The organism is Psychrobacter sp. T6-4, assembly GCF_052258425.1.
Taxonomy (GTDB): Bacteria; Pseudomonadota; Gammaproteobacteria; order Pseudomonadales; family Moraxellaceae; genus Psychrobacter.
Genome location: NZ_JBQQEZ010000011.1, coordinates 103904 through 128225 on the forward strand (window position 1 = coordinate 103904; position 24322 = coordinate 128225).

General features: G+C 46.0%; 17 protein-coding genes and 1 tRNA gene. 1 reads left to right on the forward strand and 17 read right to left on the reverse strand.

What is annotated here, in order from left to right:
- Positions 1 to 144: 144 nt before the first annotated feature.
- The 7 genes from aroB to ACTXGE_RS09275 form a co-directional block, all read right to left on the reverse strand.
- Positions 145 to 1245, reverse strand: a complete 1101-nt coding sequence (aroB, locus tag ACTXGE_RS09245) for a 3-dehydroquinate synthase (protein WP_443543222.1) — start codon at positions 1243 to 1245, stop codon at positions 145 to 147.
- 42 nt (positions 1246 to 1287) lie between these two features.
- Positions 1288 to 1890 carry a shikimate kinase AroK gene (gene aroK, locus ACTXGE_RS09250; protein WP_443543244.1) on the reverse strand — a complete coding sequence of 201 codons (603 nt, stop codon included), beginning with the start codon at positions 1888 to 1890 and terminating at the stop codon, positions 1288 to 1290.
- 140 nt (positions 1891 to 2030) lie between these two features.
- On the reverse strand, positions 2031 to 4511 hold the full coding sequence (gene pilQ / locus ACTXGE_RS09255; RefSeq protein ID WP_443543224.1) for a type IV pilus secretin PilQ: 2481 nt from the start codon (positions 4509 to 4511) through the stop codon (positions 2031 to 2033).
- Between the two features lie 27 nt (positions 4512 to 4538).
- Entirely contained in the window at positions 4539 to 5066 is a 528-nt protein-coding gene (locus tag ACTXGE_RS09260) for a pilus assembly protein PilP (RefSeq protein WP_317199251.1), read from the reverse strand.
- Positions 5066 to 5833, reverse strand: a complete 768-nt coding sequence (locus ACTXGE_RS09265) for a type IV pilus inner membrane component PilO (protein ID WP_317199252.1) — start codon at positions 5831 to 5833, stop codon at positions 5066 to 5068. The genes ACTXGE_RS09260 and ACTXGE_RS09265 overlap by 1 nt, the downstream gene beginning before the upstream one ends.
- Positions 5830 to 6480 carry a PilN domain-containing protein gene (locus ACTXGE_RS09270; protein WP_443543226.1) on the reverse strand — a complete coding sequence of 217 codons (651 nt, stop codon included), beginning with the start codon at positions 6478 to 6480 and terminating at the stop codon, positions 5830 to 5832. The genes ACTXGE_RS09265 and ACTXGE_RS09270 overlap by 4 nt, the downstream gene beginning before the upstream one ends.
- Positions 6480 to 7535, reverse strand: a complete 1056-nt coding sequence (locus ACTXGE_RS09275; protein WP_443543228.1) for a pilus assembly protein PilM — start codon at positions 7533 to 7535, stop codon at positions 6480 to 6482. The genes ACTXGE_RS09270 and ACTXGE_RS09275 overlap by 1 nt, the downstream gene beginning before the upstream one ends.
- 182 nt (positions 7536 to 7717) lie before the next feature.
- On the opposite strand from ACTXGE_RS09275, the gene ACTXGE_RS09280 reads away from it, so the two are divergent.
- Positions 7718 to 10393: a penicillin-binding protein 1A gene (locus ACTXGE_RS09280; RefSeq protein WP_443543230.1), complete on the forward strand. Its 2676-nt coding sequence runs from the start codon at positions 7718 to 7720 to the stop codon at positions 10391 to 10393.
- A gap of 105 nt (positions 10394 to 10498) precedes the next feature.
- Here the strand turns inward: ACTXGE_RS09280 and ACTXGE_RS09285 are convergent, their stop codons facing one another.
- The 10 genes from ACTXGE_RS09285 to ACTXGE_RS09330 all read right to left on the reverse strand — a co-directional run bounded on the left by ACTXGE_RS09285 (position 10499) and on the right by ACTXGE_RS09330 (position 24055).
- On the reverse strand, positions 10499 to 11023 hold the full coding sequence (locus ACTXGE_RS09285; RefSeq protein WP_317199256.1) for a DUF6586 family protein: 525 nt from the start codon (positions 11021 to 11023) through the stop codon (positions 10499 to 10501).
- A gap of 164 nt (positions 11024 to 11187) precedes the next feature.
- On the reverse strand, positions 11188 to 15411 hold the full coding sequence (gene rpoC, locus ACTXGE_RS09290; protein ID WP_443543232.1) for a DNA-directed RNA polymerase subunit beta': 4224 nt from the start codon (positions 15409 to 15411) through the stop codon (positions 11188 to 11190).
- Positions 15412 to 15582: 171 nt separating this feature from the next.
- Positions 15583 to 19701: a DNA-directed RNA polymerase subunit beta gene (rpoB, locus tag ACTXGE_RS09295; RefSeq protein ID WP_443543234.1), complete on the reverse strand. Its 4119-nt coding sequence runs from the start codon at positions 19699 to 19701 to the stop codon at positions 15583 to 15585.
- A 537-nt stretch (positions 19702 to 20238) separates the two neighbouring features.
- Positions 20239 to 20610, reverse strand: a complete 372-nt coding sequence (gene rplL, locus ACTXGE_RS09300) for a 50S ribosomal protein L7/L12 (RefSeq protein ID WP_317199259.1) — start codon at positions 20608 to 20610, stop codon at positions 20239 to 20241.
- Between the two features lie 105 nt (positions 20611 to 20715).
- The gene (gene rplJ, locus ACTXGE_RS09305; protein WP_317199260.1) at positions 20716 to 21243 is read right to left on the reverse strand and encodes a 50S ribosomal protein L10; all 528 of its coding nucleotides are present in this window, start codon (positions 21241 to 21243) and stop codon (positions 20716 to 20718) included.
- 360 nt (positions 21244 to 21603) lie between these two features.
- Positions 21604 to 22305 (reverse strand): 50S ribosomal protein L1, encoded by a 702-nt coding sequence (rplA, locus tag ACTXGE_RS09310; protein ID WP_317199261.1) that lies wholly within the window; start codon positions 22303 to 22305, stop codon positions 21604 to 21606.
- Entirely contained in the window at positions 22306 to 22737 is a 432-nt protein-coding gene (rplK, locus tag ACTXGE_RS09315) for a 50S ribosomal protein L11 (protein ID WP_317199262.1), read from the reverse strand.
- An 87-nt stretch (positions 22738 to 22824) separates the two neighbouring features.
- Positions 22825 to 23355 carry a transcription termination/antitermination protein NusG gene (gene nusG / locus ACTXGE_RS09320; protein ID WP_443543237.1) on the reverse strand — a complete coding sequence of 177 codons (531 nt, stop codon included), beginning with the start codon at positions 23353 to 23355 and terminating at the stop codon, positions 22825 to 22827.
- A gap of 86 nt (positions 23356 to 23441) precedes the next feature.
- Positions 23442 to 23930 carry a preprotein translocase subunit SecE gene (secE, locus tag ACTXGE_RS09325; protein WP_317199264.1) on the reverse strand — a complete coding sequence of 163 codons (489 nt, stop codon included), beginning with the start codon at positions 23928 to 23930 and terminating at the stop codon, positions 23442 to 23444.
- A 49-nt stretch (positions 23931 to 23979) separates the two neighbouring features.
- Positions 23980 to 24055: transfer RNA gene (locus tag ACTXGE_RS09330), tRNA-Trp, on the reverse strand.
- Between the last annotated feature and the right edge of the window lie 267 nt (positions 24056 to 24322).

The following is a 24322-nucleotide window of genomic DNA, read 5'->3' on the forward strand; positions in this document are numbered from 1 at the left end:
CTCTATTCGTTTGCGTTATCCCTATTTTACACCATTATGTGCTAAAGATTTGAAAATTATAGGTTTTGAAAGTTATGAGCTTTGAGAACATAAGGTATAACAGTTAGTGTATCAATGAGTTAGTCAGTGTATCAATAAGTTAGGCTAAGCGTGCTTGGACAATACCTCTACAAGTAGCGGCGCCTCAAACTTATCTGTAACGACCGCCTCGCCTAAAGATTTGAGCAGAATAAGGCGAATCTGACCTTGTTTGACCTTTTTGTCATGTCCCATAAGATCCAATGCCGTTTGCGGATCAATGGGAGGCGGCGTAGTTGGCAGATTAGCGCTCGCTAAAACTCGCTCCACTCGCGCCAGATCCTCAGCATTTAACCAGCCCATCTTTTGCGACAGCTGAGCTGCCTGCATCATGCCTGCTGCGACTGCCTCACCATGTAACCAATTACCATAACCCTCGTGTGTTTCGATCACATGACCAAAGGTGTGACCAAAATTAAGCAATGCGCGTACGCCAGATTCTCGCTCATCTTGCGCGACGATATTAGCTTTGTACTCGCAGCAGCGCTGCACTGCCTGTCCCAATATATCTAGATCAAGCGCTATCATTGCCGCCATATTGTCCTCAAGCCAAGTCAAAAAATCGGCGTCCATAATCAGCGCGTATTTGATGACCTCAGCCAGTCCAGCGGACAGCTCGCGCGGCGGCAATGTTTGCAGCGTGCTCATATCAGCAAGCACCATTTGTGGTTGCCAAAAAGCGCCGATCATGTTTTTGCCTTGTGGATGATTGATACCCGTTTTGCCGCCAACGCTTGAGTCCACTTGTGACAGTAGCGTTGTTGGAATCTGAATAAAATTAACGCCGCGCATAAAACTTGCGGCTGCAAACCCCGTCATGTCCCCTACCACGCCGCCGCCAAGCGCAATAAGTGTCACATCACGGTTAAAATGCTCGATCATAAGCGCATCGTAGATCTGATTGATACTGGTCTGATTTTTGTACTGCTCGCCATCTGGTAGGATGCATACTTTGACTGTAAAACTTTTTTCAAGCGCTGATTGCAAAGGCTGTAAGTACAAAGGGGCAACGGTATCGTTAGTGACGATCAGGACTTGCTGACCACTAATAAAAGGAGTAATTTGCTCACTCATACTAAGCTTGCGAGCATCTTTAGTAATGACAATCGGATAATCATGGCTTTGCGTCTTAACCATTAAACCGTTAGCAGATATTGGCGCTGTCATAGAAGAGTCCTAAATGATAGAGGGGTCAGGGCAAACTAAGGGTCAATCAGCAGAGGGTTTTGTTTGCGTATCTACGTCACGATCATCGCTACCGATTACTGCTGTCGTTATGTTTTGTTCGGTGCAAAAGCGCTCGAGTTGCTCAAGCAATTGAGTGACCATATGCCGCGGATAAGTATGACCCGTTGGCATGATGATATGCGCCACTTGCCGATACAAAGGATCTCGAATCTCATATAAGTTTTGTAGTATATTTCGAGGATTAGGCTGCTGGAGTAGCGGTCTTGATTTGTCACGCGCGGTACGGGCGACCTGCACCTCAACAGGGGCGTTGAGATAAACCACAATGCCGCGCTCACGCAAAAACTCACGGTTGCTCGCGGCCATAACTGCCCCGCCACCTGTTGCCAGTACGATCTGCTCTCTTTGCGTCAGCTCATCTATAGCGCGTGTTTCACGCTCACGAAACCCCGCTTCACCCTCTTTAGCAAATATCCAAGCAATATCAGCGCCAGTCTGCGATTCTATGTACCAGTCGCTATCTACAAAAGAGCGGCCCAATTGCCTAGCGAGCAGGCGGCCTATGGTCGTTTTTCCTGAGCCCATCGGTCCGACTAAAAACACCGACGGTAATTGCTCCATCATCATACTTACTCAGCCAAATACTCTATCATACAACGTCGTCGATATTCTGGCTAGTCACGTATTCACTTTTGCCTATAACGCTCAAATCTATACCATAAAAAAGCAAGCACTAAGGCTTGCTTTTATCGGACTATCCGATCTTAGTTTAGACGACTAATACCATCATTGATCAGTTTTGGGGTGATAAAGATCAGCAGCTCTTCTTTGTCGTTGCTGCGGACATCGCGGCGAAAGGCGCGACCAATGTACGGCAAGTCACCCAAGAAAGGCACTTTATCAACGCCGTTGTTCGTACGGTTTCTAAATACGCCGCCCAAGACAATGGTTTGTCCATCTTCTACAATGACATTAGTGGATATGAGGTCCTCTGAGATGGCGACCTGATTGTTGATAATCGTTGGCGTACCATTTGTAATCAATAGTTGTAGACCAATTTTGCCATCTGGAGTGATATTCGGTGTGGCCTCCAGACTAAGTGCTGCCTCTCTAAAGCTAGTCGTTGTCGCACCACTAGCGGACGCTTCTTGATAAGGAATTTGCGTACCTGACGAAACTTTTGCCGTTTGCTTATCTGCTGTCAAAATCTTGGGCGTTGAGATGACTTCACCGCGATTATCAGCTTGTAGCGCTGAGAGCTCCAGATCAAGCATCACATCAGAGAGCCCAAGTAGACCAAAAGCGATACTACCAGCAGGATTAGCAACCCCAAGATCAACGTTTAGATTATCAGGGCGACTGATATCGTATGAGGGATAAGAGACGGTTTGACCATTCACTGTTGTGGTTTCTATGTCGAAGTCTTTTAGGTCTGCAAGTGTCTGATTACTACCACCGACAAGCAAACTACGATTGTTTGCAGCGCCATTAGACAAGATACCCCAGCGCACACCGATCTCTTTACTAAAGCTATCGGTTGCACTCACAATACGTGCCTCGATCATGACTTGGCGTACAGGAATGTCAATTTTGCTAATAAGTTCGCGAATGTTCTCGATGCTATCTGCGACATCTTTTACGATCAAAGTATTGGTGCGCTCATCAATAGTGACTGTACCGCGCGGTGAGAGTAGCGTGCTGTTGTCTTCAAAACGGTTAGCCGTACCGATGTTATTATTAATCGCCCCGCCGATATTGTTGTTACCTGTTGAGCCGCTCCCTTGCGATATCAGATTAAACACGTCTTGCGCTCTAGCGTAGCTTAGACGAATGTATTCGGTACGTAGCGGCGCGTATGCTTCTACCGCCTGCTGTGCTGCCAGCTCACGCGCTTCTTGTTCAGCAAGTTCAGTGGATGGCGCGACCAAAATGACGTTACCATTCTCACGCTTACCAAGATTTTTACTCTTTAGAATAATATCTAGCGCTTGATCCCAAGGTACGTTAATAAGGCGTAAGGTAATATTGCCGGCGACTGAATCACTGGCGACAATATTCATATCGGTGAACTGCGCCAAGATATCTAAAACGCTACGAACCTCAACGTCTTGAAACTCCATTGATAAGGCTTCACCTGTATAGACTCTCTCCTCCAAAGTCGGCTCTCGCAGCATCTCAGGCTCTTTAACACTAATATTAAGCTGATTGCCTGATTGATAAGCCTGATACTCGTAATCGCCATTCATATTGATGGTGATAACGCCGTTTTGACCTTGGTTTTTGGTATCGACACTACTGACAAGTCCGCTATTGATGTTTAGGCGGCGTAGCAAGTTACGCGGCACGGTACTACCCGTCAGGCGAACCACAAGCTGGCTGCCTTGACGCTGCACATCTACTGGGATGGCTTCGTTTGCAAGTGCAATACTGATATCACCACCCTTGCCCTTTGCAGAGAAATTCAGTGCGGTCAGTCCATCATAGCTATATTGCTGACTGACTTGGCTACCAGCAAGCCTTGGGTCTAATAAAGGATTGACTCGTACGACCATTGTATTGGCAGGGGCTTGCTCGGTCACTGTTACAGGGCGACTGACCACTGCAGCGGCAGGTACCGTTGTCGTCTCGATAATAGGCGTGACGATTGGAGTGGTTGTGATTGCCGTATTGCCATTTAACACATCTTGAATAGGGTCATTAGTGATGACAGTAGGCGCACGTACAATAGTAGGCGTGGTCACTACAGTGGGAGTACTCACTATGGTAGGACGCACCACAGAAGGCGTACGTGCAACAGTAGGCGCGGATACGACAGCGCGAGTAGGATCAGTGATAGTCAGGAGTAAGTCATTACCTTCGATTGCAGTCGTGTACTCTCCAGCTTGTCTAAGCCCCACAATCAAGCGCGTCGTGCTGTCGTTGTTTAAGGTGGTAACTTCATTGATCATGCCAATATTATAGGTGCTGGCGCGATTATTGAGCCCATTTTGCACTTGCTCAAAGTCCAAAACCAGCCGGCTTGGATCCTCCAACTGATAAGCAGCTGGCAACTGCGGCATTTGGGAGAACCCTAAACGCATTTGGGTAGTGGCGGGTGCTGTCTGCACCACAGAGACCGTGTTGATGCGTTGTTCGGCATAGGCGCTAGCACTGATAGTGATCATACTTACCGCCAGTGCCGAGACGGCAAAGGGTGAAGATACGCGTTTACTCATTGTTGTTACCTGATCATGGCGTACGGTCATTGCTTATTCCTCAAAAGATCTGCCGACTTAACTTATAGGAGAGACCAGCGACTGGGGTCTTTCGATAAACCCGGCGCGGCTGTCTGGCACAATTTCAATCAAATTAATTTGGGTCGGTGTAATCTCAACGATACGTCCATCATTTAGCCCAATATAATCGCCAACCTTTACGCTAGCCACTGAACCATCAGGGCGCTGCACCAAGGCATACTGCTGACCTTCAGGCGAGATGAGCATACCGCGAAAGATCAGTTGCGCCAGCTCATATTGCTCAAGCGGCTCTTTTATACGATTAAGATCAGGACGTATACCGTTCGTCACGCTACTGGTGCCTTGAGCATTGACCAAACTTGGCGGCAAAAAGGGGCTACGTAAGGTATTTGCGCTATAAACAAAATCTTCAACCAGCTCGGTTTGCGGCGGCGGCTCGATAGGCTGCGCAGGCTGATTACGTATGTCTACCATAGCCTGCTCTGCCATACCGATACGATCACTACAGCCACTAAGCCATAATGCCAAGACACTGATCAAAACGATGGGTAGTTTCTTGGTCATCAGTTGCCTCCTGTACTAGCAGCGAGAGTATCCGTTGCCTCTGTAGTCCCGGCAGCAGCCGGTTCACCTGTGACCTCTACGTCTGGTTTTGCCTCTTTTGAGCGATAGGTCTTGGTTTGTAGCACCATATTAAGCTCAGGCAAAACCTCTAAGGTAGGCTGCGGGTTACTAATCTCAAAGTCGTGCATAGTAATGATACGCGGTAGAGCCGCCAAACCACTGATAAAGCTGCCAAACTGATGATACTCGCCTAAAGCTGCAATGCGTATAGGCTGCTCGATAAAGAACTCGTTTTCGATTTCAGGTTCAACGGAGATATCTTGGAAGCGTATGTTGCTGCCGACCCCTGTCATGTTAATACCCTCAACCAGCTCTGATACGCGCGTATCCTTTGGCAATTGATCGAGCAAAGTATTGAACTCCGTCTCCATCTGTATGACCTGCGCTTGATAAGCTTCTAAGTGGCGCGCGCGCGATTGTTTTTCGCGGTAACTCTCAAGCAATACTTGCTGCTCACTCTCAGCCGCTCTTATATCGTCAATTTTGCTGCTAATGGGCAACGCCCAAGACAAAGCGGCAATAAAAGCAATAATAAATCCTATAACCGTAAGCTTGACAGGTAGCGGCCAGCTGCCATAATTATCAGCATCTAATGACTGAAAACTGCGGCGAAACTCGTTAAAATCAAAAGGTTTTTTGGCGCGGCGTTTACTACGTATTGGCGTCTTTTTGGCGCCAAACGGACGCTTTTTTAGATCGAGTCTCATAAGGTGCCCTCCGCTACAGCAGCGTCATCTAAGATAGCAGTATCCGACTGTACTTTAGTCGTCACTACAAATTGTACGTAGCTGTCCTCAGGGTAGACAGGACGCGGCGCATCCCCTGTCGTGGTCGGCTCATTGAGTGTGGGCGGTGCTTCATACGCGCTGATATTTTGCTGAATATTGCTAACAGCAGAGTTACCCATCCACTCGCTGCTATCGAGATTGCGAATCAGGCTAGATACCACATTTGGATTGTCAGCAAAACCCGTCAGCGTCAATATGTCGCCTTCACGTTTAAAGTTGTTGAGATAAAGGGCGGGCGGTATAGCTTTGGCAATATCATCCCATAAACGTACAGGAACAGGACGGCGACCCTGCAAATCTTGAATGACTTGCATACGAGAGATAATATCCTCACGGCGCTGCTCTAAACCGTCAATCTCTACCAAAACGGCATCAAGGCGAGCGTTTTCTTGCTCAATAAGCGCATTAGCGTCGCGCTGCTCTTCTAACTCATTGTTAAAATAGCTCCATGATGCAAATGCCGCTAGTAGTGCCAGCAAAGTCACGGCAACGACTAAAGTAATGAATTCCTTGTTACGACGTTCACGTTCTTCTGCGCGCCAAGGCAATAGGTTAATACGAGCCATTAGTCAAAGCTCCTAAGCGCCAGGCCACATGCACCCATGAGACTAGGCGCATCAATCGCTAGCTGCTCGCTGTCTATATAGGGGTCAATGGTCATATTGATAAAGGGGTTGGCAACACTGACGCTTACGCCAAGCTTTTGTTGCACCATACCAGCTAAGCCTGAGATGGCACTACTACCGCCTGCTAGCACAATGTGATCTATACTATTGTACTGACTTGACGAGAAGTAAAATTGTAATGAGCGCGTGATTTGCTGAATAGCACTTTCTAAGAACGGCGTCAGCACTTCAGGATAATAGTCATCAGGTAGAGTGCGTTCACGCTTGCTCAAGGTTGCCTCTTCAAAGGTAAGACCGTAGCGGTTTTGAATCGCCTCAGTGAGCTGCGCGCCGCCAAAGAGTTGCTCGCGGCTATAAACAAACTCGCCATCTTTTGCAATATACAAAGTCGTCTGATTGTGCCCAATATCAACCAAAGCTACAAGCTCAGGCAAATTGGCTAAATTGTCTACCATGAGATCAAAAGCGCGCTCGATAGCGTGGGTTTCGATATCCATGATTTTGGTTTGCAAGCCGCCAAAGGTTAGCGCATCGACGCGCTGATCGACGTTCTCTGAACGTGAGGCGGCGAGCAGTACTTGTACCATCTCATCACTAATAAGCGAGGGGCCTTGTACTTCAAAGTCTAAATTGACGTCCTCTAGCGGATAAGGTATGTACTGATCAGCATCAAGGCGAATTTGTGCTTCTCGTTCCACATCAGTTAGGTTTTTATCCATATCGATGATTTTGGTAATGACCGCGGATCCTGAGACTGACGTTGCCGCATTGCTACCTGCAACCTGACAGCGCCTTGCCAAACTAGCAATGGTATCTCCGACTATTTCGGTATCTACAATGAGTTTGTCAACGACCACACCTGAGGCTAGGCTTTCAATTCCATAAGACTTTAGATGATATACGCCCTGCTCACGTCGTATATCCACAAGCTTTACTGAAGTTGCACAGACGTCCACTCCAATTAAATGCTGACTCTTAGAAGAAAATAACCTCACAAACGCTATACCTTGTATGAAGTGTACGACTTTATAATGAATTGTAATGATTCAGTACAATACTTTACTTAACAGACATATTCAAGCATTTAGAAAAGATATTGCACATTTAGTATGACCTGCGCATTTGGTTCAAGGTATAATAAAACATCTGTTGCAAATTTGAATTAAAAAGTCTGATTATGACCCAAAAAAATGCTACCGTTCATCTCTTACGCTTCTTAGTTGGACTCTTTATTGCCTTTTTGGCATTGGTTGTCATCTTGGCATTGGCAGTGCCGATTGGTTTTTATGGCATGGCGATGTACCTATCCCCAACCCTACCTAGCATTCAAGAAATCAAAACGGCAAGTTTAGAGATGCCGCTGCAAATCTATAGTCGTGATGACAAACTCATCGGCCAGTACGGCAATCGTATGTCACTGCCTGTGACTTATGACGAGATTCCACAGAATTTAACGCGGGCGTTTTTGGTAGCAGAGGATGCTTCATTTTTTCAGCATAGCGGTATTAGTATCAAAGGTCTTGGTCGCGCGGTCACCGAAGTCGTCACCGATGATGACACTCAAACGGGCGGCTCAACCATCACTATGCAGGTTGCCAAAAATTACTTTTTGAGCCCAGAGCGTACGCTCAATCGTAAGCTAACTGAGCTGTTTTTGGCTCGTAAAATGGAAGATGAGCTGAGTAAAGATGAGATTTTGACACTCTATGTCAATAAGATTTATCTAGGCGAAGGCGCTTATGGTATCCGCGCTGCTGCTCGAAAATACTACAGTAAATCGTTAGAGAACTTGACGGTTGCTGAAATGGCGATGCTGGCAGGCCTACCAAAAGCACCTTCAAAGTATAATCCTGTTGCCAATCCAGATCGTGCTTTGACGCGCCGTAATTGGATTATTGGACGCATGCATGATCTAGGTTACATCGATCAAGCACAGCATGATGAAGCCATCAACTCGCCTATTGGACTCAAACTTTATCAAGAAAAACTTGATGTCAATATGCCGTATTTGGCAGAGATGGCGCGATATGCTTTAGTCAACCGCTATGGTGAAGAGGTTGTCAATGGCGGCTGGCGCGTACGATTAACGATTGATAGTGACGCACAAGCTGCTGCAGAAGCTGCAGTTATCAAAGGTCTTGTTGCTTATGAGCACAGACACGGCTGGCGCGGCGCCGAAGCTAATGGCGAGTCGTTAGAGAACTTTCGACGTTATAGCAGTATGTCTCCTGCTAAAGTCACCAAGGTCAATTCGCGTAGCTTTGAGGCAACTATTCCTTCAGGTGAGAGCGTCACTGTCAATTGGTCTGGTATGAGCTGGGCGCGCAAATATATATCCGCTGATCGCGTTGGCTACTATCCTAGTAATGCCAGTCAGGTTGTGAGTGAAGAGGACATCGTTCGGGTAATACCGACTGAGAATGGCAATTGGCAATTGGCACAAATCCCTGAAGTACAAGGCAGCTTAGTCTCGCTAGATCCTGAGACAGGAGCGCTCAATGCGTTGGTCGGTGGTTTTGATTTTAATCACAGCAAATTTAATCGTGCGCTACAAGGGTGGCGTCAGCCCGGCTCTACTATTAAGCCTCTTGTCTACACCACCGCACTACAAAAAGGCTATCGTCCTGATAGCATTGTCTCAGACCGTCCTATTCAAGTCGGCGACTGGAAACCCAAAAACTCTGACGAGCGCTTCTTAGGTGATATTACCTTACGCCGCGGCTTGTATTTGTCGCGCAACTTAGTTTCTATTCGCTTGCTACAAGCGATAGGTATCTCAGATACTCGCGACCTGCTTGATCAATTTGGTTTGGATAAAGAAAAACTACCGACAACCTTGTCATTAGCACTAGGTACAGGACAGGCAACGCCTCTGCAAATGGCAACGGCCTACGCCACCTTTGCTAATGGTGGTCACCGCGTTCAGCCCTATTTTATTGAGCAAATTTACAATTACGATAATAAGCTTTTGTTTCAAGCGAATCCGCAACAAGCGTGTGCTTTATGCTTTAACGAGCTGCTCGATGAGCGCAATGAAGCCCTGATTGAAGCCTTTAACACGCCTGTTGATGACGACACCACCGATGCACAGAGCACTGACGAGCAAACGGACGATGCTAGCGCGGACGATGCTGAGAGTAATGGTGGAATAGATGCTGAAGAAGAGGCGCTGATAGCGGCCCAAAATGAAGCATTTATCTATGACGCAAAGCCTAAAGCTGATCGCCTAGATGCGCCTGTTGTACAATATGTTATGGCTACGCAGGCGCCTAGAATCTTAAAGCCGCAAGTGGCTTTTGAGATGGCAGATATCCTACGTGATGTCGTTCAACGCGGTACTGCCGTTCGAGCCCGTGCTCTGGGTCGTGATGATATCGGCGGCAAGACAGGGACGACAAATGAGGCCAAAGACGCCTGGTTTGCAGGCTTTCATCCTACCAATGCAACTGTTGTTTGGATGGGTTTTGATCAGCCTGCGACGATGGGTCGCCGTGAGTACGGCGGCGTAGCAGCCCTGCCCGTGTGGATGGACTTTATGAAAGCCCAACTTAAAGATACGCCCAAACAATGGGTGTCTATCAATAACCGCGCCAAATCAGAACGTCAGCAGCAAAAAGTGATAAAGATGACTGATGACGGCTTAGTCTTAGATGAAGACGCTGACGATATAGCAAAGGATACTGCTAGAGCAAAACCTGTTAAACCCAATGTACAACCAAGGCAGCCACTAGAGCCTGAACCTGTAGAAGAGGATGCTGCTACGACACAATCAACGAACAACAGTCGTAGCGCTATCCAAAATACACCACTGGCACCAACGCCTGCTGAACGTATGCCGCCGATGCCAGAATAGAGTCCTAAGCTACCAAAAAAGGCTTATCGATTGATTATCGATAAGCCTTTTTTATGGCTATGCTAAATCTATATGACGGCTCTACTCTTATCACTGCTTATTCTATTAAAACTCTACCATGCCAGCACGTAGTTGCTCGATAAGCTCTAAGAACTGCTGACGCCATTCACGAATAGTGCTCTCATCAGGTAGCCATTGATTCGATAAGGTCACCACATTAACGATCAAATCTTTTGGCGCTGCATTAACAGCCATTGAAGTATCTGCCAAAGATTCAGGCGGAACAGCATAAAGACAACGCTGATACGCGCGCTCGATATTAGCCAAAAAGCCTTTTTCGCGTAACTGCTTTAAGCGTAGGATTTCTGGAGAAACCTGTGTGCGCGTATCCAAAGCTTCTTCAATATCAGTCAATGTAGGCGCACTCTCTTGCAGCCCGTAAAATTGACTGAGCTCTTGTAAAAAAGCTAAAAAAGTCCCGTATAGATGAAAAATAGCGGTTTCACAATGCGCCTGATACAGCTGTTTGTCGTTACTACTGCCCGCAGCTTGACAAGCCAAGCGACAAAAATACAGCTTTTGATTAGTGCGATCTGCTTGATATTTAGCAACGCGGCCTTTGTCTGCCATACGTATATTATCCTTGTTTAAGTTCTAAGTGATGGGCGCTGATTTAGTGTACTATTTTTTGAAATAAATTTCTTATAAAACCGTTTAAGAACACTGTCTTTGAGCGCATTCAACAGGTACAAAAAAGCCAGCAAAAATGCTGGCTTTTTTTATACGACAAACAATTAAGACTGGCTGTCTTGATTAAGCTCTTGGGCAAAGGCTTCATCAAAGCTTGTAAAGTCTTTGTTATCACTACCAGCAGGCATATCAAACGCTGCACTCATGTCTTTATCAAGCAGCTTTTGATCCGCTTTTTCTTTACGGGCTTTGTGATAAGCAAGGCCCGTACCAGCAGGAATCAAGCGACCAACAACGACGTTCTCTTTAAGACCGCGCAACTCATCAACTTTGCCTGTAACCGCAGCAGCAGTTAATACGCGAGTGGTCTCTTGGAAAGACGCCGCTGAGATAAAGCTCTCTGTTGCCAGACTCGCTTTAGTGATACCAAGCAACTGACGCTCATACTGTATTGGGAATTTATCTTCAGCTTCCAGTTTAGCATTGAGTGCTTTGATATCCGCATACTCCGCTTGATCGCCTTTGAAGTGACCTGAGTCGCCAGCATCAGTAATCTCAACTTTACGCAGCATTTGGCGAATAATAACCTCAATGTGCTTATCGTTGATTTTTACCCCTTGCAAGCGGTAAACGTCTTGTACTTCGTTAACGATATAATCAGCAAGCGCGGTTTGACCTTTTAGGCGCAAGATGTCATGCGGGTTTTGCGGTCCATCAGCGATAACCTCACCCCGTGCTACCGTCTCATTTTCAAAGACGTTGATTTGGCGCCATTTCGGGATTAGCTCTTCATGAACCTCACCGTCTTCATTGGTAATGATAAAGCGGTTTTTGCCTTTGGTCTCTTTACCGAAGCTGACGACACCCGTCATCTCGGCCATAATCGCATGATCTTTGGGGCGACGGGCTTCAAATAGATCGGCGACGCGTGGTAGACCACCAGTAATATCTTTGGTACCTGACGAAGCTTGTGGTACGCGGCCTAAGATAGAACCTGCTGCGACCTCTTCACCATCACTGACACGAATGATCGTTTCAGCGGGCAAGAAATAAACCACTTCTTTACCTTCATCAGTATTCAAGATAATCGCTGGACGCAAGTCTTTGGCGTTACTTGAACGGTCACGAGTCGCTAGAATCTCAAACGAGCTCATACCAGTAGCATCATCGACTTTGACCGTTGCTGTCATACCGTCAGTGATATCACTAAAGCGCGCTTTACCCGCAAACTCTGTGATAATAGGATGCGTGTGCGGATCCCACTTCGCGATTGTCTGACCGCCTTCGACCTGCTCACCGTTTTTGACCAGCACGCTTGAACCATAAGGCACTTTGTAACGCTCACGCTCACGGCCTAGCTCATCAGTCAAAGCAATCTCAGCGGATCGAGAGACAATAACTAAGTGACCATCAGTGTGCTCAACAGTCTTCATGTTCTCAAAATGCGCTTGACCTGCGTTGCGAACTGAGATGCTGTTATCAACAGAGGCCGAACTCGCAGCCCCGCCCACGTGGAACGTACGCATCGTTAACTGAGTACCCGGCTCACCGATAGACTGCGCTGCCATGACACCAACGGACTCACCGATATTAACTTTATGACCACGAGCAAGGTCGCGACCATAGCACTGCGAACAAACACCATGCTCGACATCACAAGTGATGACTGAGCGTACCCAGATGTCATCGATGGCGTTCTCGTCTAAAACATTGACCCAATGCTCATCGATCAGGGTACCTGTTGGTACCAAGATTTTTGACTCATCATTGTTATAAGTCACATCACGAGCCGTTACTCGGCCTAGTACTAAATCACCGAGCTTTTCGATGATCTCACCGCCTTGGATATGCGGGGTCATCAAGAGGCCTTGCTCAGTTCCACAGTCTTCAGTCGTAATGACCAAATCTTGTGCCACATCGACTAGGCGACGCGTTAGGTAACCTGAGTTAGCCGTTTTCAGTGCGGTATCGGCAAGACCCTTACGCGCACCGTGAGTTGAAATAAAGTACTGTAGTACCGTCAAACCTTCACGGAAGTTCGCTTTAATCGGTGTCTCGATAATCGAGCCATCCGGTTTTGCCATCAAGCCACGCATACCTGCAAGCTGACGAATCTGCGCGGCACTACCACGAGCGCCCGAATCTGACATGATAAAGATAGAGTTAAAGGATTTTTGCTCTTCCTCCTCCCCTTGTGCATTAATCACCTTGTCCGTTGCCAAATTATCCATCATCGCTTTAGCGACTTTGTCATTGGTACGTGACCAGATATCGACAACTTTGTTGTAACGCTCACCTGCGGTCACAAAACCTTGCTCAAACTGATCTTCGATCTCGCGTACTTCAGCTTCTGCCGTCTCGATGATTTGTTTTTTGCTTGGCGGAATGACCATATCGTCAATACCGATTGATACCCCAGATAACGTTGCTTGTGCAAATCCAAGATACATCAATTGATCGGCGAACATAACGCTATCTTTGACGCCCATAGTACGGTAGCAAGAGTTAATCAAACGCGAGATGTTTTTCTTAGTCATCTCTTGGTTACACTCTTCAAACGCCATACCTTTGGGCATGATGTTCCAGATCAATAAACGACCGGCAACGGTATCTTTGATGCTAGTTGCGTCCGTATGATTGCCATCAGCGTCAATAATAGTTTCAGTTACGCGAACTTTGATTTTGGCATTGACGTGCAAATCATTTGAGCCGATAGCGCGCAGTGCTTCGTTGACCGAAGCAAAAACCATGCTCTCGCCTTTGACATTCACTGATGAGCGGCTAATGTAGTACAGCCCCAAGACCACATCTTGCGAGGGTACGATAATCGGATCACCGTTTGCTGGCGATAAGATGTTGTTCGTTGACATCATAAGAGCGCGTGATTCAAGCTGCGCCTCTAGCGTTAAGGGTACGTGTACCGCCATTTGGTCGCCGTCAAAGTCAGCGTTAAACGCGGTACAGACGAGCGGATGCAATTGAATCGCTTTACCTTCAATGAGTACTGGCTCAAAGGCCTGTAAGCCCAAACGGTGAAGCGTTGGCGCACGGTTCAATAGTACCGGATGCTCACGGATAACCATAGCTAGCATATCCCACACTTGCGGCTCTTCACGCTCGACCATCTTTTTGGCGGCTTTAATCGTCGTGGCTAAGCCATGAGACAACAGCTTGTTATAAGTAAAGGGCTTAAATAGCTCAAGAGCCATTTTTTTAGGCAGACCGCACTGATGCAAGCGTAGCGTAGGGCCGACCACGATGACCGAACGACCAGAGTAATCAACACGCTTACCGAGTAAGTTCTGGCGGAAACGACCTTGCTTACCTTTGATCATATCAGCCAAAGATTTCAATGGACGCTTGTTACTGCCGGTAATTGCACGACCACGGCGACCGTTATCAAGCAAGGCATCGACGGATTCTTGTAGCATACGCTTTTCGTTACGTACGATAATGTCAGGGGCGCTTAGCTCAAGTAGACGCTTTAGACGGTTGTTACGGTTAATCACGCGGCGATAGAGATCATTAAGATCTGAGGTTGCAAAACGGCCGCCTTCTAGCGGTACTAGCGGGCGCAAATCTGGTGGTAGCACTGGCAAGATATTCATCACCATCCACTCAGGCTTATTATTAGAATCACGAAAGGCTTCTAATAATTTAAGACGCTTAGACATCTTTTTGAGCTTAGTCTCAGAACCCGTTTGTGGAATCGCTTCACGTAGCTCATCAATCTCGATATCAAGATCAATGTCTTTTAATAGATCTTGAACCGCTTCTGCGCCCATCTTAGCCGTAAACTCATCACCGAACTCTTCTAGCGCGCGATAGTAGTCCTCATCATCGAGCAGCTGATACTTCTCAAGAGAAGTCAGACCTGGCTCAGTGACGATATAGCTCTCAAAATATAATACGCGCTCGATATCACGTAGCGTCATATCAAGAAGCAAACCAATACGGCTTGGTAAGGATTTTAAAAACCAAATGTGCGCAACAGGGCTGGCTAGGTCAATATGACCCATACGGTCGCGGCGCACTTTGGCAGTAGTGACTTCTACGCCACATTTTTCGCAGATAACGCCTTGGAACTTACGGCGCTTGTACTTACCACACAGGCATTCAAAGTCTTTTACAGGGCCAAAAATTTTGGCACAAAACAGACCATCACGCTCAGGCTTAAAGGTACGATAGTTAATAGTTTCTGGTTTTTTGACTTCGCCGTGTGACCACGACTTAATGACGTCAGGCGACGCCAAGGTAATCTGAATACTATCAAATTCACGGTTACCGCCCGCAGTTGGGCTTTGCATGATATCGAGTAAATCTTTCAAGTTGCTTCTCCGTTATCTTTATAATCATCTGGCCGCGTTTTATAACATCAGGTTATATAGCGCATCCAAGAGACTGAAGGCAATGAATAGGGTTGAGATAAGGTGTCAAAAGCAGGCGCATGAATAATGAGCTAACTGCTTTTGACTGAACCATTGAGCTTTAATTAAAGCTTAATTGTTTTCTTTTAACTCAATATTAAGACCTAGTGATTTGATTTCTTTGGTCAAAACGTTAAAGGATTCAGGCATACCTGGGTCCATGTACTGCTCACCATCAACGATGTTTTTGTACATACGGGTACGGCCTTCGACATCATCAGACTTCACCGTTAGCATCTCTTGCAAGGTGTAAGTGGCACCGTATGCTTCTAGTGCCCATACTTCCATCTCACCAAAGCGCTGACCACCGAACTGCGCTTTACCACCGAGTGGTTGCTGGGTGACTAATGAGTAAGAACCCGTCGAGCGTGCATGCATTTTGTCATCAACCAAATGGTTAAGCTTGAGCATATACATATAACCGACCGTCACTTTACGATCGAACTGCTGACCGGTACGACCATCATATAATGTCTGCTGACCATCACGAGCTAGACCTGCAAGCTCAAGTAGATCTTTAACTTGATGCTCATGCGCACCATCAAATACTGCTGTTCCCATCGGAACGCCGCCACGTAAGTTGCTTGCCAAGCCCATGATATCGTCATCAGACAAGCTGTCGAGGTCGACTTGCTCACCACCAACTTTATTATAAATTTGGTCTAAGAAATCGCGTAAGTCTTTGATTGCCGCTTGTGCTTTAAGCATGCCGTCAATCTTCTCGCCCAAGCCTTTCGCTGCCATACCCAAATGCGTCTCGAGCACCTGACCGATATTCATACGCGAAGGTACGCCAAGCGGGTTCAATACGATATCAACCGTATTGCCATGCTCATCATATGGCATATCTTCAACTGGCATAATACGTGATACTACACCTTTGTTACCGTGACGACCCGCCATCTTGTCACCAGGCTGGATACGACGCTTAACCGCAAGATAAACCTTGACAATTTTTTGTACGCCATGTTGTAAGTCGTCCCCTGCTGTTAGTTTGCGTTTCTTCTCAGCAAACTTGGTATCGATATCTTTTTGCTTATCGACTAAGTACTCTGCGATCTGCGTCAAGCGCTCAGAAATTTCCTCTTCAACAGGCTGAATATCCAGCAAAGTCTCAAGGCTCATCTCTTTCATATCAGCCAGCGCCATAACGGTACCCGCTTTTAGGCCGGAACCACCGCTGACTTTTTGACCATCAAGGAGCGTACCGATACGACCACGAGCGGCTTCTTCAAAGATGCGTAGCTCTTCTTTTAAATCCTTGCGGTAGCTATCAAGCTGCGATTTTTCGATAGCGCGAGCGCGAGCGTCTTTTTCGACGCCATCACGGGTAAAGACTTGTACGTCAATAACCGTGCCTTTGCTTGATGTTGGGACACGTAATGAGGTGTCTTTGACATCAGCCGCTTTTTCACCAAAGATAGCTCTGAGCAGTTTCTCTTCTGGCGTCAGTTGCGTCTCACCTTTTGGTGTGACTTTACCGACTAAGATGTCGCCTGCGTCCACTTCAGCACCGATATAAACGATACCCGCCTCATCTAGACTTGATAGAGCTGCTTCACCCACATTTGGAATATCCGCAGTAATCTCTTCGGTTCCAAGCTTGGTATCACGCGCCACACAGGTCAATTCTTGAATATGAATGGTCGTAAAACGATCTTCTTTGACGACTTTTTCAGATAAAAGAATAGAATCCTCAAAGTTATAACCGTTCCACGGCATAAAGGCGATGCGGATATTCTGACCTAGTGCCAACTCACCTAAATCGGTAGATGGACCATCCGCCAAGATATCACCCAAAGCAATCTCATCGCCTTGGTTGACGATAATACGCTGGTTGATACAAGTGTTCTGGTTTGAGCGTGTGTATTTGATCAAATTATAGATATCGATACCCGCCTCACCTGCGGTCATCTCGTCTTCATTGACACGTACCACAATACGTGACGCATCAACATCTTCGATCACACCGCCACGCTTAGCGATAACACAAACACCTGAGTCACGAGCAACGTGACGCTCCATACCCGTACCGACTAGCGGCTTATCAGCACGTAGTGTTGGCACCGCCTGACGCTGCATGTTCGAACCCATCAAGGCACGGTTAGCATCATCATGCTCTAGGAATGGGATCAGACCCGCTGCTACTGATACGACCTGACTTGGTGACACATCCATATGCGTCACTTTTTCTGGTGGCATACGCACGAATTCACCATAGCTACGCACACTGACCATTTCATCAGATAACGCACCATCTTCAGTCACTGGTGAGTCGGCCTGTGCAATCACAGTACCCACTTCTTCAATCGCTGATAGGTATTCGATTTTGTCAGTGACCTTACCATCGACTACGCGGCGATAAGGCGTCTCTAAGAAACCAAAGCTGTTGGTTTTGGCAAAGGTCGCTAAGGAGTTAATAAGACCAATGTTTGGACCCTCTGGCGTCTCAATCGGGCAGACACGGCCATAATGTGTATCATGAACGTCACGAACCTCAAAACCAGCACGTTCACGAGTTAGACCACCTGGTCCTAACGCGGAGACGCGGCGTTTGTGCGTGACTTCTGATAACGGGTTATTTTGATCCATAAACTGCGACAGCTGGCTTGAACCAAAGAACTCTTTGACCGCAGCAGCGACAGGTTTTGAATTAATCAAATCTTGCGGTGATAAGTTATCAGACTCAGCTGAGCTCAGACGCTCTTTGACCGCACGCTCAACACGTACCAGACCAACACGGAATTGGTTCTCTGCCATCTCACCTACCGAACGAATACGGCGGTTACCTAAATGATCAATATCATCGACTTCGCCGCGACCGTTACGGATCTCAATCAGCTCTTTTAATACGTTGACGATATCATCGTTAGTCAAGACGCTGCGTCCGCGCTGAATATCAGCATCGTCCGTATCTTCAAAATCAAGACCTAAGCGGCGGTTAAACTTCATACGACCGACGTTCGATAAGTCGTAACGATCAGCGTTAAAGAACATGCTATCGAATAGTTTTTCGGCAGTCTCAACCGTTGGCGGCTCACCTGGACGCATGACTTTATAGATCTCAATCAGCGCCTCTTCACGGCTTGAGGTACTATCAGCACGTAACGTATCGGCAATATAACTACCTTGATCGATATCATTGGTGAACAAGATGCTGAACTCTCTGATAGCATCGCTTGCTTCATATGAGCTGAGTTTAACCAATAACTCGTGATCAATAAGTGTATTTGCGCGCGCGATAACCTCATCATTCACGACGATGTCTTCTGCCAAAATACGCTCATACAGATATTCATCAGGCACCGCAATTTTCGTCATACCTGCTTCTTCAAGCTGACGGATACGGCGCGCATTGATACGTTTGCCCTGCTCTACAATAACGTCACCATCAGGCGATACGATATCGAACTGCGCCATCTCACCGCGCAAGCGATCAGCAACCAAGTCAATCTCAAATTGCTCATCGCCTTTATACACAGCTACTTTGTCAAAGAACAAGTCTAAGATCTCGCTTGTGCTCAAACCTAGTGCACGTAGGATAATTGACGCTAATAACTTACGGCGACGGTCAATACGAGCAAAGACTAAGTCTTTAGCATCGAATTCAAAGTCAAGCCATGAGCCACGGTATGGGATAATACGGGCGTTATAAAGCACTTTACCACTAGAGTGTGATTTACCTTTGTCATGATCAAAGAACACACCAGGCGAGCGATGTAATTGCGACACGATGACACGCTCAGTACCGTTGATGATGAAGGTACCATTGTTAGTCATCAGTGGCATCTCGCCCATATAGACACTTTGCTCACGGATATCTTTGATCGCCGCTTTGCTATCTTTATCTTTGCTGTCTTTGTCTTTAATAATCAGACGAATCTTGACACGCATTGGGGCTGCAAAGGTTGAGCCACGCAAAATACACTCACGCTCATCAAATTCAGGGTCCCCTAAGTAATACTCAACAAATTGCAGTTCAGCGTTACCTGAGTGGCTCTCAATTGGGAAAATAGAAGAATATGCCGCTTGCAAACCAGTATTCTCACGAGCTTTTGGCTTTTTGTGCTCTTGCAAAAATTGCTCGTAGGAATCTACTTGAATAGACAGTAAATAGGGAATGTCCATTACAGTGGGCAATTCAGCAAAACTTTTGCGAATACGCTTTTTTTCAGTATAAGAATATGCCATCGAGAGTCCTTACAGTAAACATGAAAACAAATGAAAAGCGTGACCAACTTATATAAAGTTGACGACGTAAACGATAATAAAACAACGAGATAAAACGTATTAAGCCTGACGATAAAATCACTGAAGCTCGGTATACTTAAGCTCAATGCAACATGGGTAAATGTAAGCTCTAAATATAAAGCTAGTCATCTATCGCCATCAGGTATAGATAAAAGCAATACCGTCACCTCTATGAATCTGCTAATAAGCAGTACAACCATTTAGGATTAGATAAAAATTCTAGAATCAATATAACTATAGTTTTAGTAGGAAAGCATGCAGACACAAAAAAACGCCAAACATCTAAAGACGTCTAGCATAAGTCAACTTATTTCAAAAACTGGCGTGTGTGCTTGCATGTATATCGTCTGTCCTTTTGATGGGTATCCACCGCTTGTGCTCAGGCTTTGGCAGACACAAAAGGTCAAGCTGTTTATTATAATAAAAAAGAGCTGGCAATGCAAGGCATTACCAGCTCTTTTGTGTACTAGGTTAAACTTACTTTAGTTCAACGCTTGCACCAGCTTCTTCAAGCTTCTTCTTCAACTCTTCAGCTTCGTCTTTAGTTGCGCCTTCTTTGATTGGTGCTGGAGCACTTTCAACCAAATCTTTCGCTTCTTTTAGACCAAGGCCAGTCGCTTCACGTACGGCTTTAATGACCGCAACTTTCTTTTCGCCAAAGCTTGAAAGAACGACGTCAAATTCGTCTTTTTCTTCAGCAGCAGCAGCAGCAGGACCAGCAGCAGCAGGTGCAGCGGCAACAGCAGCAGTTACGCCGAATTTTTCTTCCATGTCGCTGATTAGCTCAACGATATCCATTACTGACATTTCAGCAATTGCGTTTAACACATCATCTTTAGATAGTGCCATGAGAACTCTCCGTTATCTGATAAAATTTAATTGATTCTAATAGCGTGTATAGATAGGTTAAATAACCTAGATAGTACGCTACAAAATTTAAGTTAAAACAAGCAATTAAGCCGCTTCTTTTGCGTCTTTGATTGCTGCTACAGTGCGAACAAATTTGCCTGGAACTGCGTTCATAGTCTGGACAAGCTTGGTCACTGGTGCATTCATAGTCGCCATGAGGATAGAGAGTGCTTCGTCGCGAGTTGGTAGCTTCGATACGCGCTCTAGCTCTTCTGGACCATAAACTTCACCACCGACTGATACTAATTTGGTCTCCAAAGCTTTGTTATCTTTGCTAAAGTCGTAAACGACTCTGGCAGCAGATCCCAAATCTTCCATAGAAAAGGCCAAAAGTAGTGGACCAGTCATACGGTCTGACATGCTCTCAAACTTAGTGCCTTCAAAAGCGCGTTTTGCTAAAGTGTTTTTGACCACTTTTAAAACGACACCTTTACCACGGGCTTGTTCGCGCAGCTGAGTAAGCTTTGCAACACCAATACCGTGATATTCGGCAGCTACTGCTGAGTAAGCATTAGCAGCAACTTCAGACACTTCAGCCACAACTTGTTGTTTTTGCTCTAGCGTTAATGCCATAAGTTGACTCCTTTAATCTTACCAATCCTCATGTAGTCTAAACCACAAAACAGGACTGACTTGATACGATACGCTACTGATAGAACTAATCAGCAGCGACTGATTACGGCACCGTTATCAGAATAACAATGAGTGGTAAGACAGCTTTCATCTTACCTGCTCTAGGTTTAAACTGGGTGGGTCACCGTCTGCGTAGGACAATTGAGATTTTCATCTGTCATCGATTAACAAGCTCAGCTATAAGCTATATTACTCTCTTATAACTGCGCTTTACCTACGGTCTTAGACAGCATAGCAAAGACTATGCTGACCTAATTCTTAGAATTTTTTTATTACTCAAACCTTAGGGCTTAAATAAAATTATTTGGCCATGCGATATGGAACAGGATCAATAGTGATACCTGGGCCCATAGTACTAGATAGGGTAATTTTCTTAATGAAAGTACCTTTCGACGTTGCAGGCTTAGCGCGCTTTAGATCAGTAAGCAGTGCCCCAGCGTTTTGAATAACTTGCTCCGCGGTAAAACCAACTTGACCGATAGTCGTGTGGATAATACCTGCTTTGTCTACGCGGTATTGTGCTTGACCCGCTTTTGCGTTAGTCACAGCTTCAGCAACGTTTGGTGTTACTGTACCAACTTTTGGGTTAGGCATGAGGCCACGAGGACCTAAGATCGTACCCAACTGACCCACAACGCGCATAGCATCAGGAGCTGCAATAACGACATCAAAGTCCATGTTGCCGGCTTTGATTTGTTCTGCTAGGTCTTCAAAACCTACAATGTCAGCACCCGCTTCTTTTGCAGCTTCAGCAGCAGCGCCTTGAGCAAATACAGCGACGCGCTTGGTTTTACCCGTACCCGCAGGTAGGTTGGTAGCACCACGAACCACTTGATCAGATTTACGTGGGTCAACACCCAAGTTGATAGCAATATCGATAGACTCTTTAAATTTTAGCGCTGGCAAATCATTTAAGATCTGAACCGCTTCTTCGATAGTGTATTGCTTGTCGTTATCAACACGGTTGTTAATTTCTTTTTGGCGTTTGGTTAGCTTACTCATTTACACACCCTCCACGGTAATGCCCATTGAACGTGCGGTACCAGCGATGGTACGAACAGCGGCGTCAAGATCAGCAGCCGTTAAATCAGCATCTTTAGTCTTTACAATCTCTTCTAACTGCTCACGTGACACTTTACCAACTTTAGCGGTATTAGGGGTGCCTGAGCCTTTAGCGATACCAGCAGCTTTACGTAGTAAAAACGCCGCTGGTGGTGACTTCATGATGAAGGTAAAAGACTTATCGCTATAAACGGTAATCTCTGTTGGAATTGGTAGACCTGGCTCTTGGCTTGAGGTCGCAGCGTTAAATTCTTTACAGAACGCCATGATGTTCACGCCTTTTTGACCCAGTGCTGGACCGATCGGCGGTGAAGGGTTTGCTTTGCCTGCAGGCACTTGTAGTTTGATGTAACCATCAATCTTCTTAGCCATGATTCTCTCCTATATGGGTAATAGCGCTAAATTATTATCTAAATAATAATAGGTAGCTCCCCGGTTGATAAAACTTTAAGAAATGTTTTAGTCTAATTTTTCAACTTTACTAAATTCAAGTTCGACCTGAGTGGGTCTATTAAATACATTTACTGTAAGATGTAGCTTGGATTTTTCGTAATCCACTTTTTCGACCATACCTTTAAAGTCAGTAAAGGGACCGTCGATGACCAGTAGCTCTTCACCTGGCTCAAATAAAGTCTTGGGACGAGGATCTGCTTCAGCTTGGTTCAAACGGTTTAAAATACGATCCGCTTCTGCCTGGGTGATCGGTGCTGGCGTCTCAGGCGTACCACCAATAAAGCCCATGATGCGCGGACATTCTTTGACGATGTGCCAAGTGTTATCGTTCATCTCCATTTCGATTAAGACATAACCTGGAAAGAACTTACGCTCACTTTTGCGTTTTTTACCGTCTTTCATCTCGACGACTTCTTCTGTTGGCACAAGAACATCACCAAAAGAGTCTGCAAAGTCGCTACGATTAATACGATCTGTTAGTGAACGCTGTACTTGCTTTTCATATCCTGAAAACGCTTGGACAATATACCAACGCATTTGACGCTCCTGATCGTTTGAGTCGTTATAGATAAACGCCAGCTAGAACTAATATGGTTTTGCTAAAAGCTTATAACCAATAGATCTTAGCCGATAAAGATACCGACGAACCAATTAAAGAAGTTATCGAGTAACCAAATAAAAAACCCAACGATACCTATGACGACAATCGTCTGCCATGTGTATTGAAAGGTCTCATCTTTACCTGGCCAAGTGACGCGGCGCAGTTCAACTGCTGCGTCTCTTAGTAGGATTTTAAAGGCGCGACCTTGGTGAGTCAGCGCCAAACACACTAATGCAAATACGGCGAGCGCGACGATGATACCAATACGTACCCAAACGTCATTCGCCGCTTGCCAATACCCCGGCAAGTACTGATTTGCAAAAGTCGCTGCAATTAATGCCACTATGGCAAGTAACCATAGCATCATATCTTTAGCTGAACCAGTCTTAGCGACTTCGACAGCAGAGGTGTTCCCTGCTGAAACGTGCTTTGATTTGCTCAGCATTCCACCAGCCGCCGTATTAGGGGCATCAGATAACTTAGAATCGAGGTTATCCTGATTATTGCTCATAAAGAACTCACTTAGGAGGTGGCGTATAACAGAAGATATGATAAGAAGATGGCAGGCGATGTAGGACTCGAACCTACAACCCTCGGTTTTGGAGACCGATGCTCTACCAATTGAGCCAATCGCCTATGGGTGTTAAGGCTGATAATTATACCTATCTTTAATTAGAATGCAAGTTTTGCTGTATTTTTTTATATAAATTTGTCTAATGAGTTTATATTTTAAGACAAATATGGTGTTATCTTGTCTCAAAATACAAAAAAGCCACCCTGACGGATGGCTTTTCTATGTCTAGCAGTTAGACGCTAAGTCTAACAGGTAAAAGCTAATCTAATGATTAGTCCTTAACTGAAGCAACAACACCAGCGCCTACCGTACGGCCGCCTTCACGAATA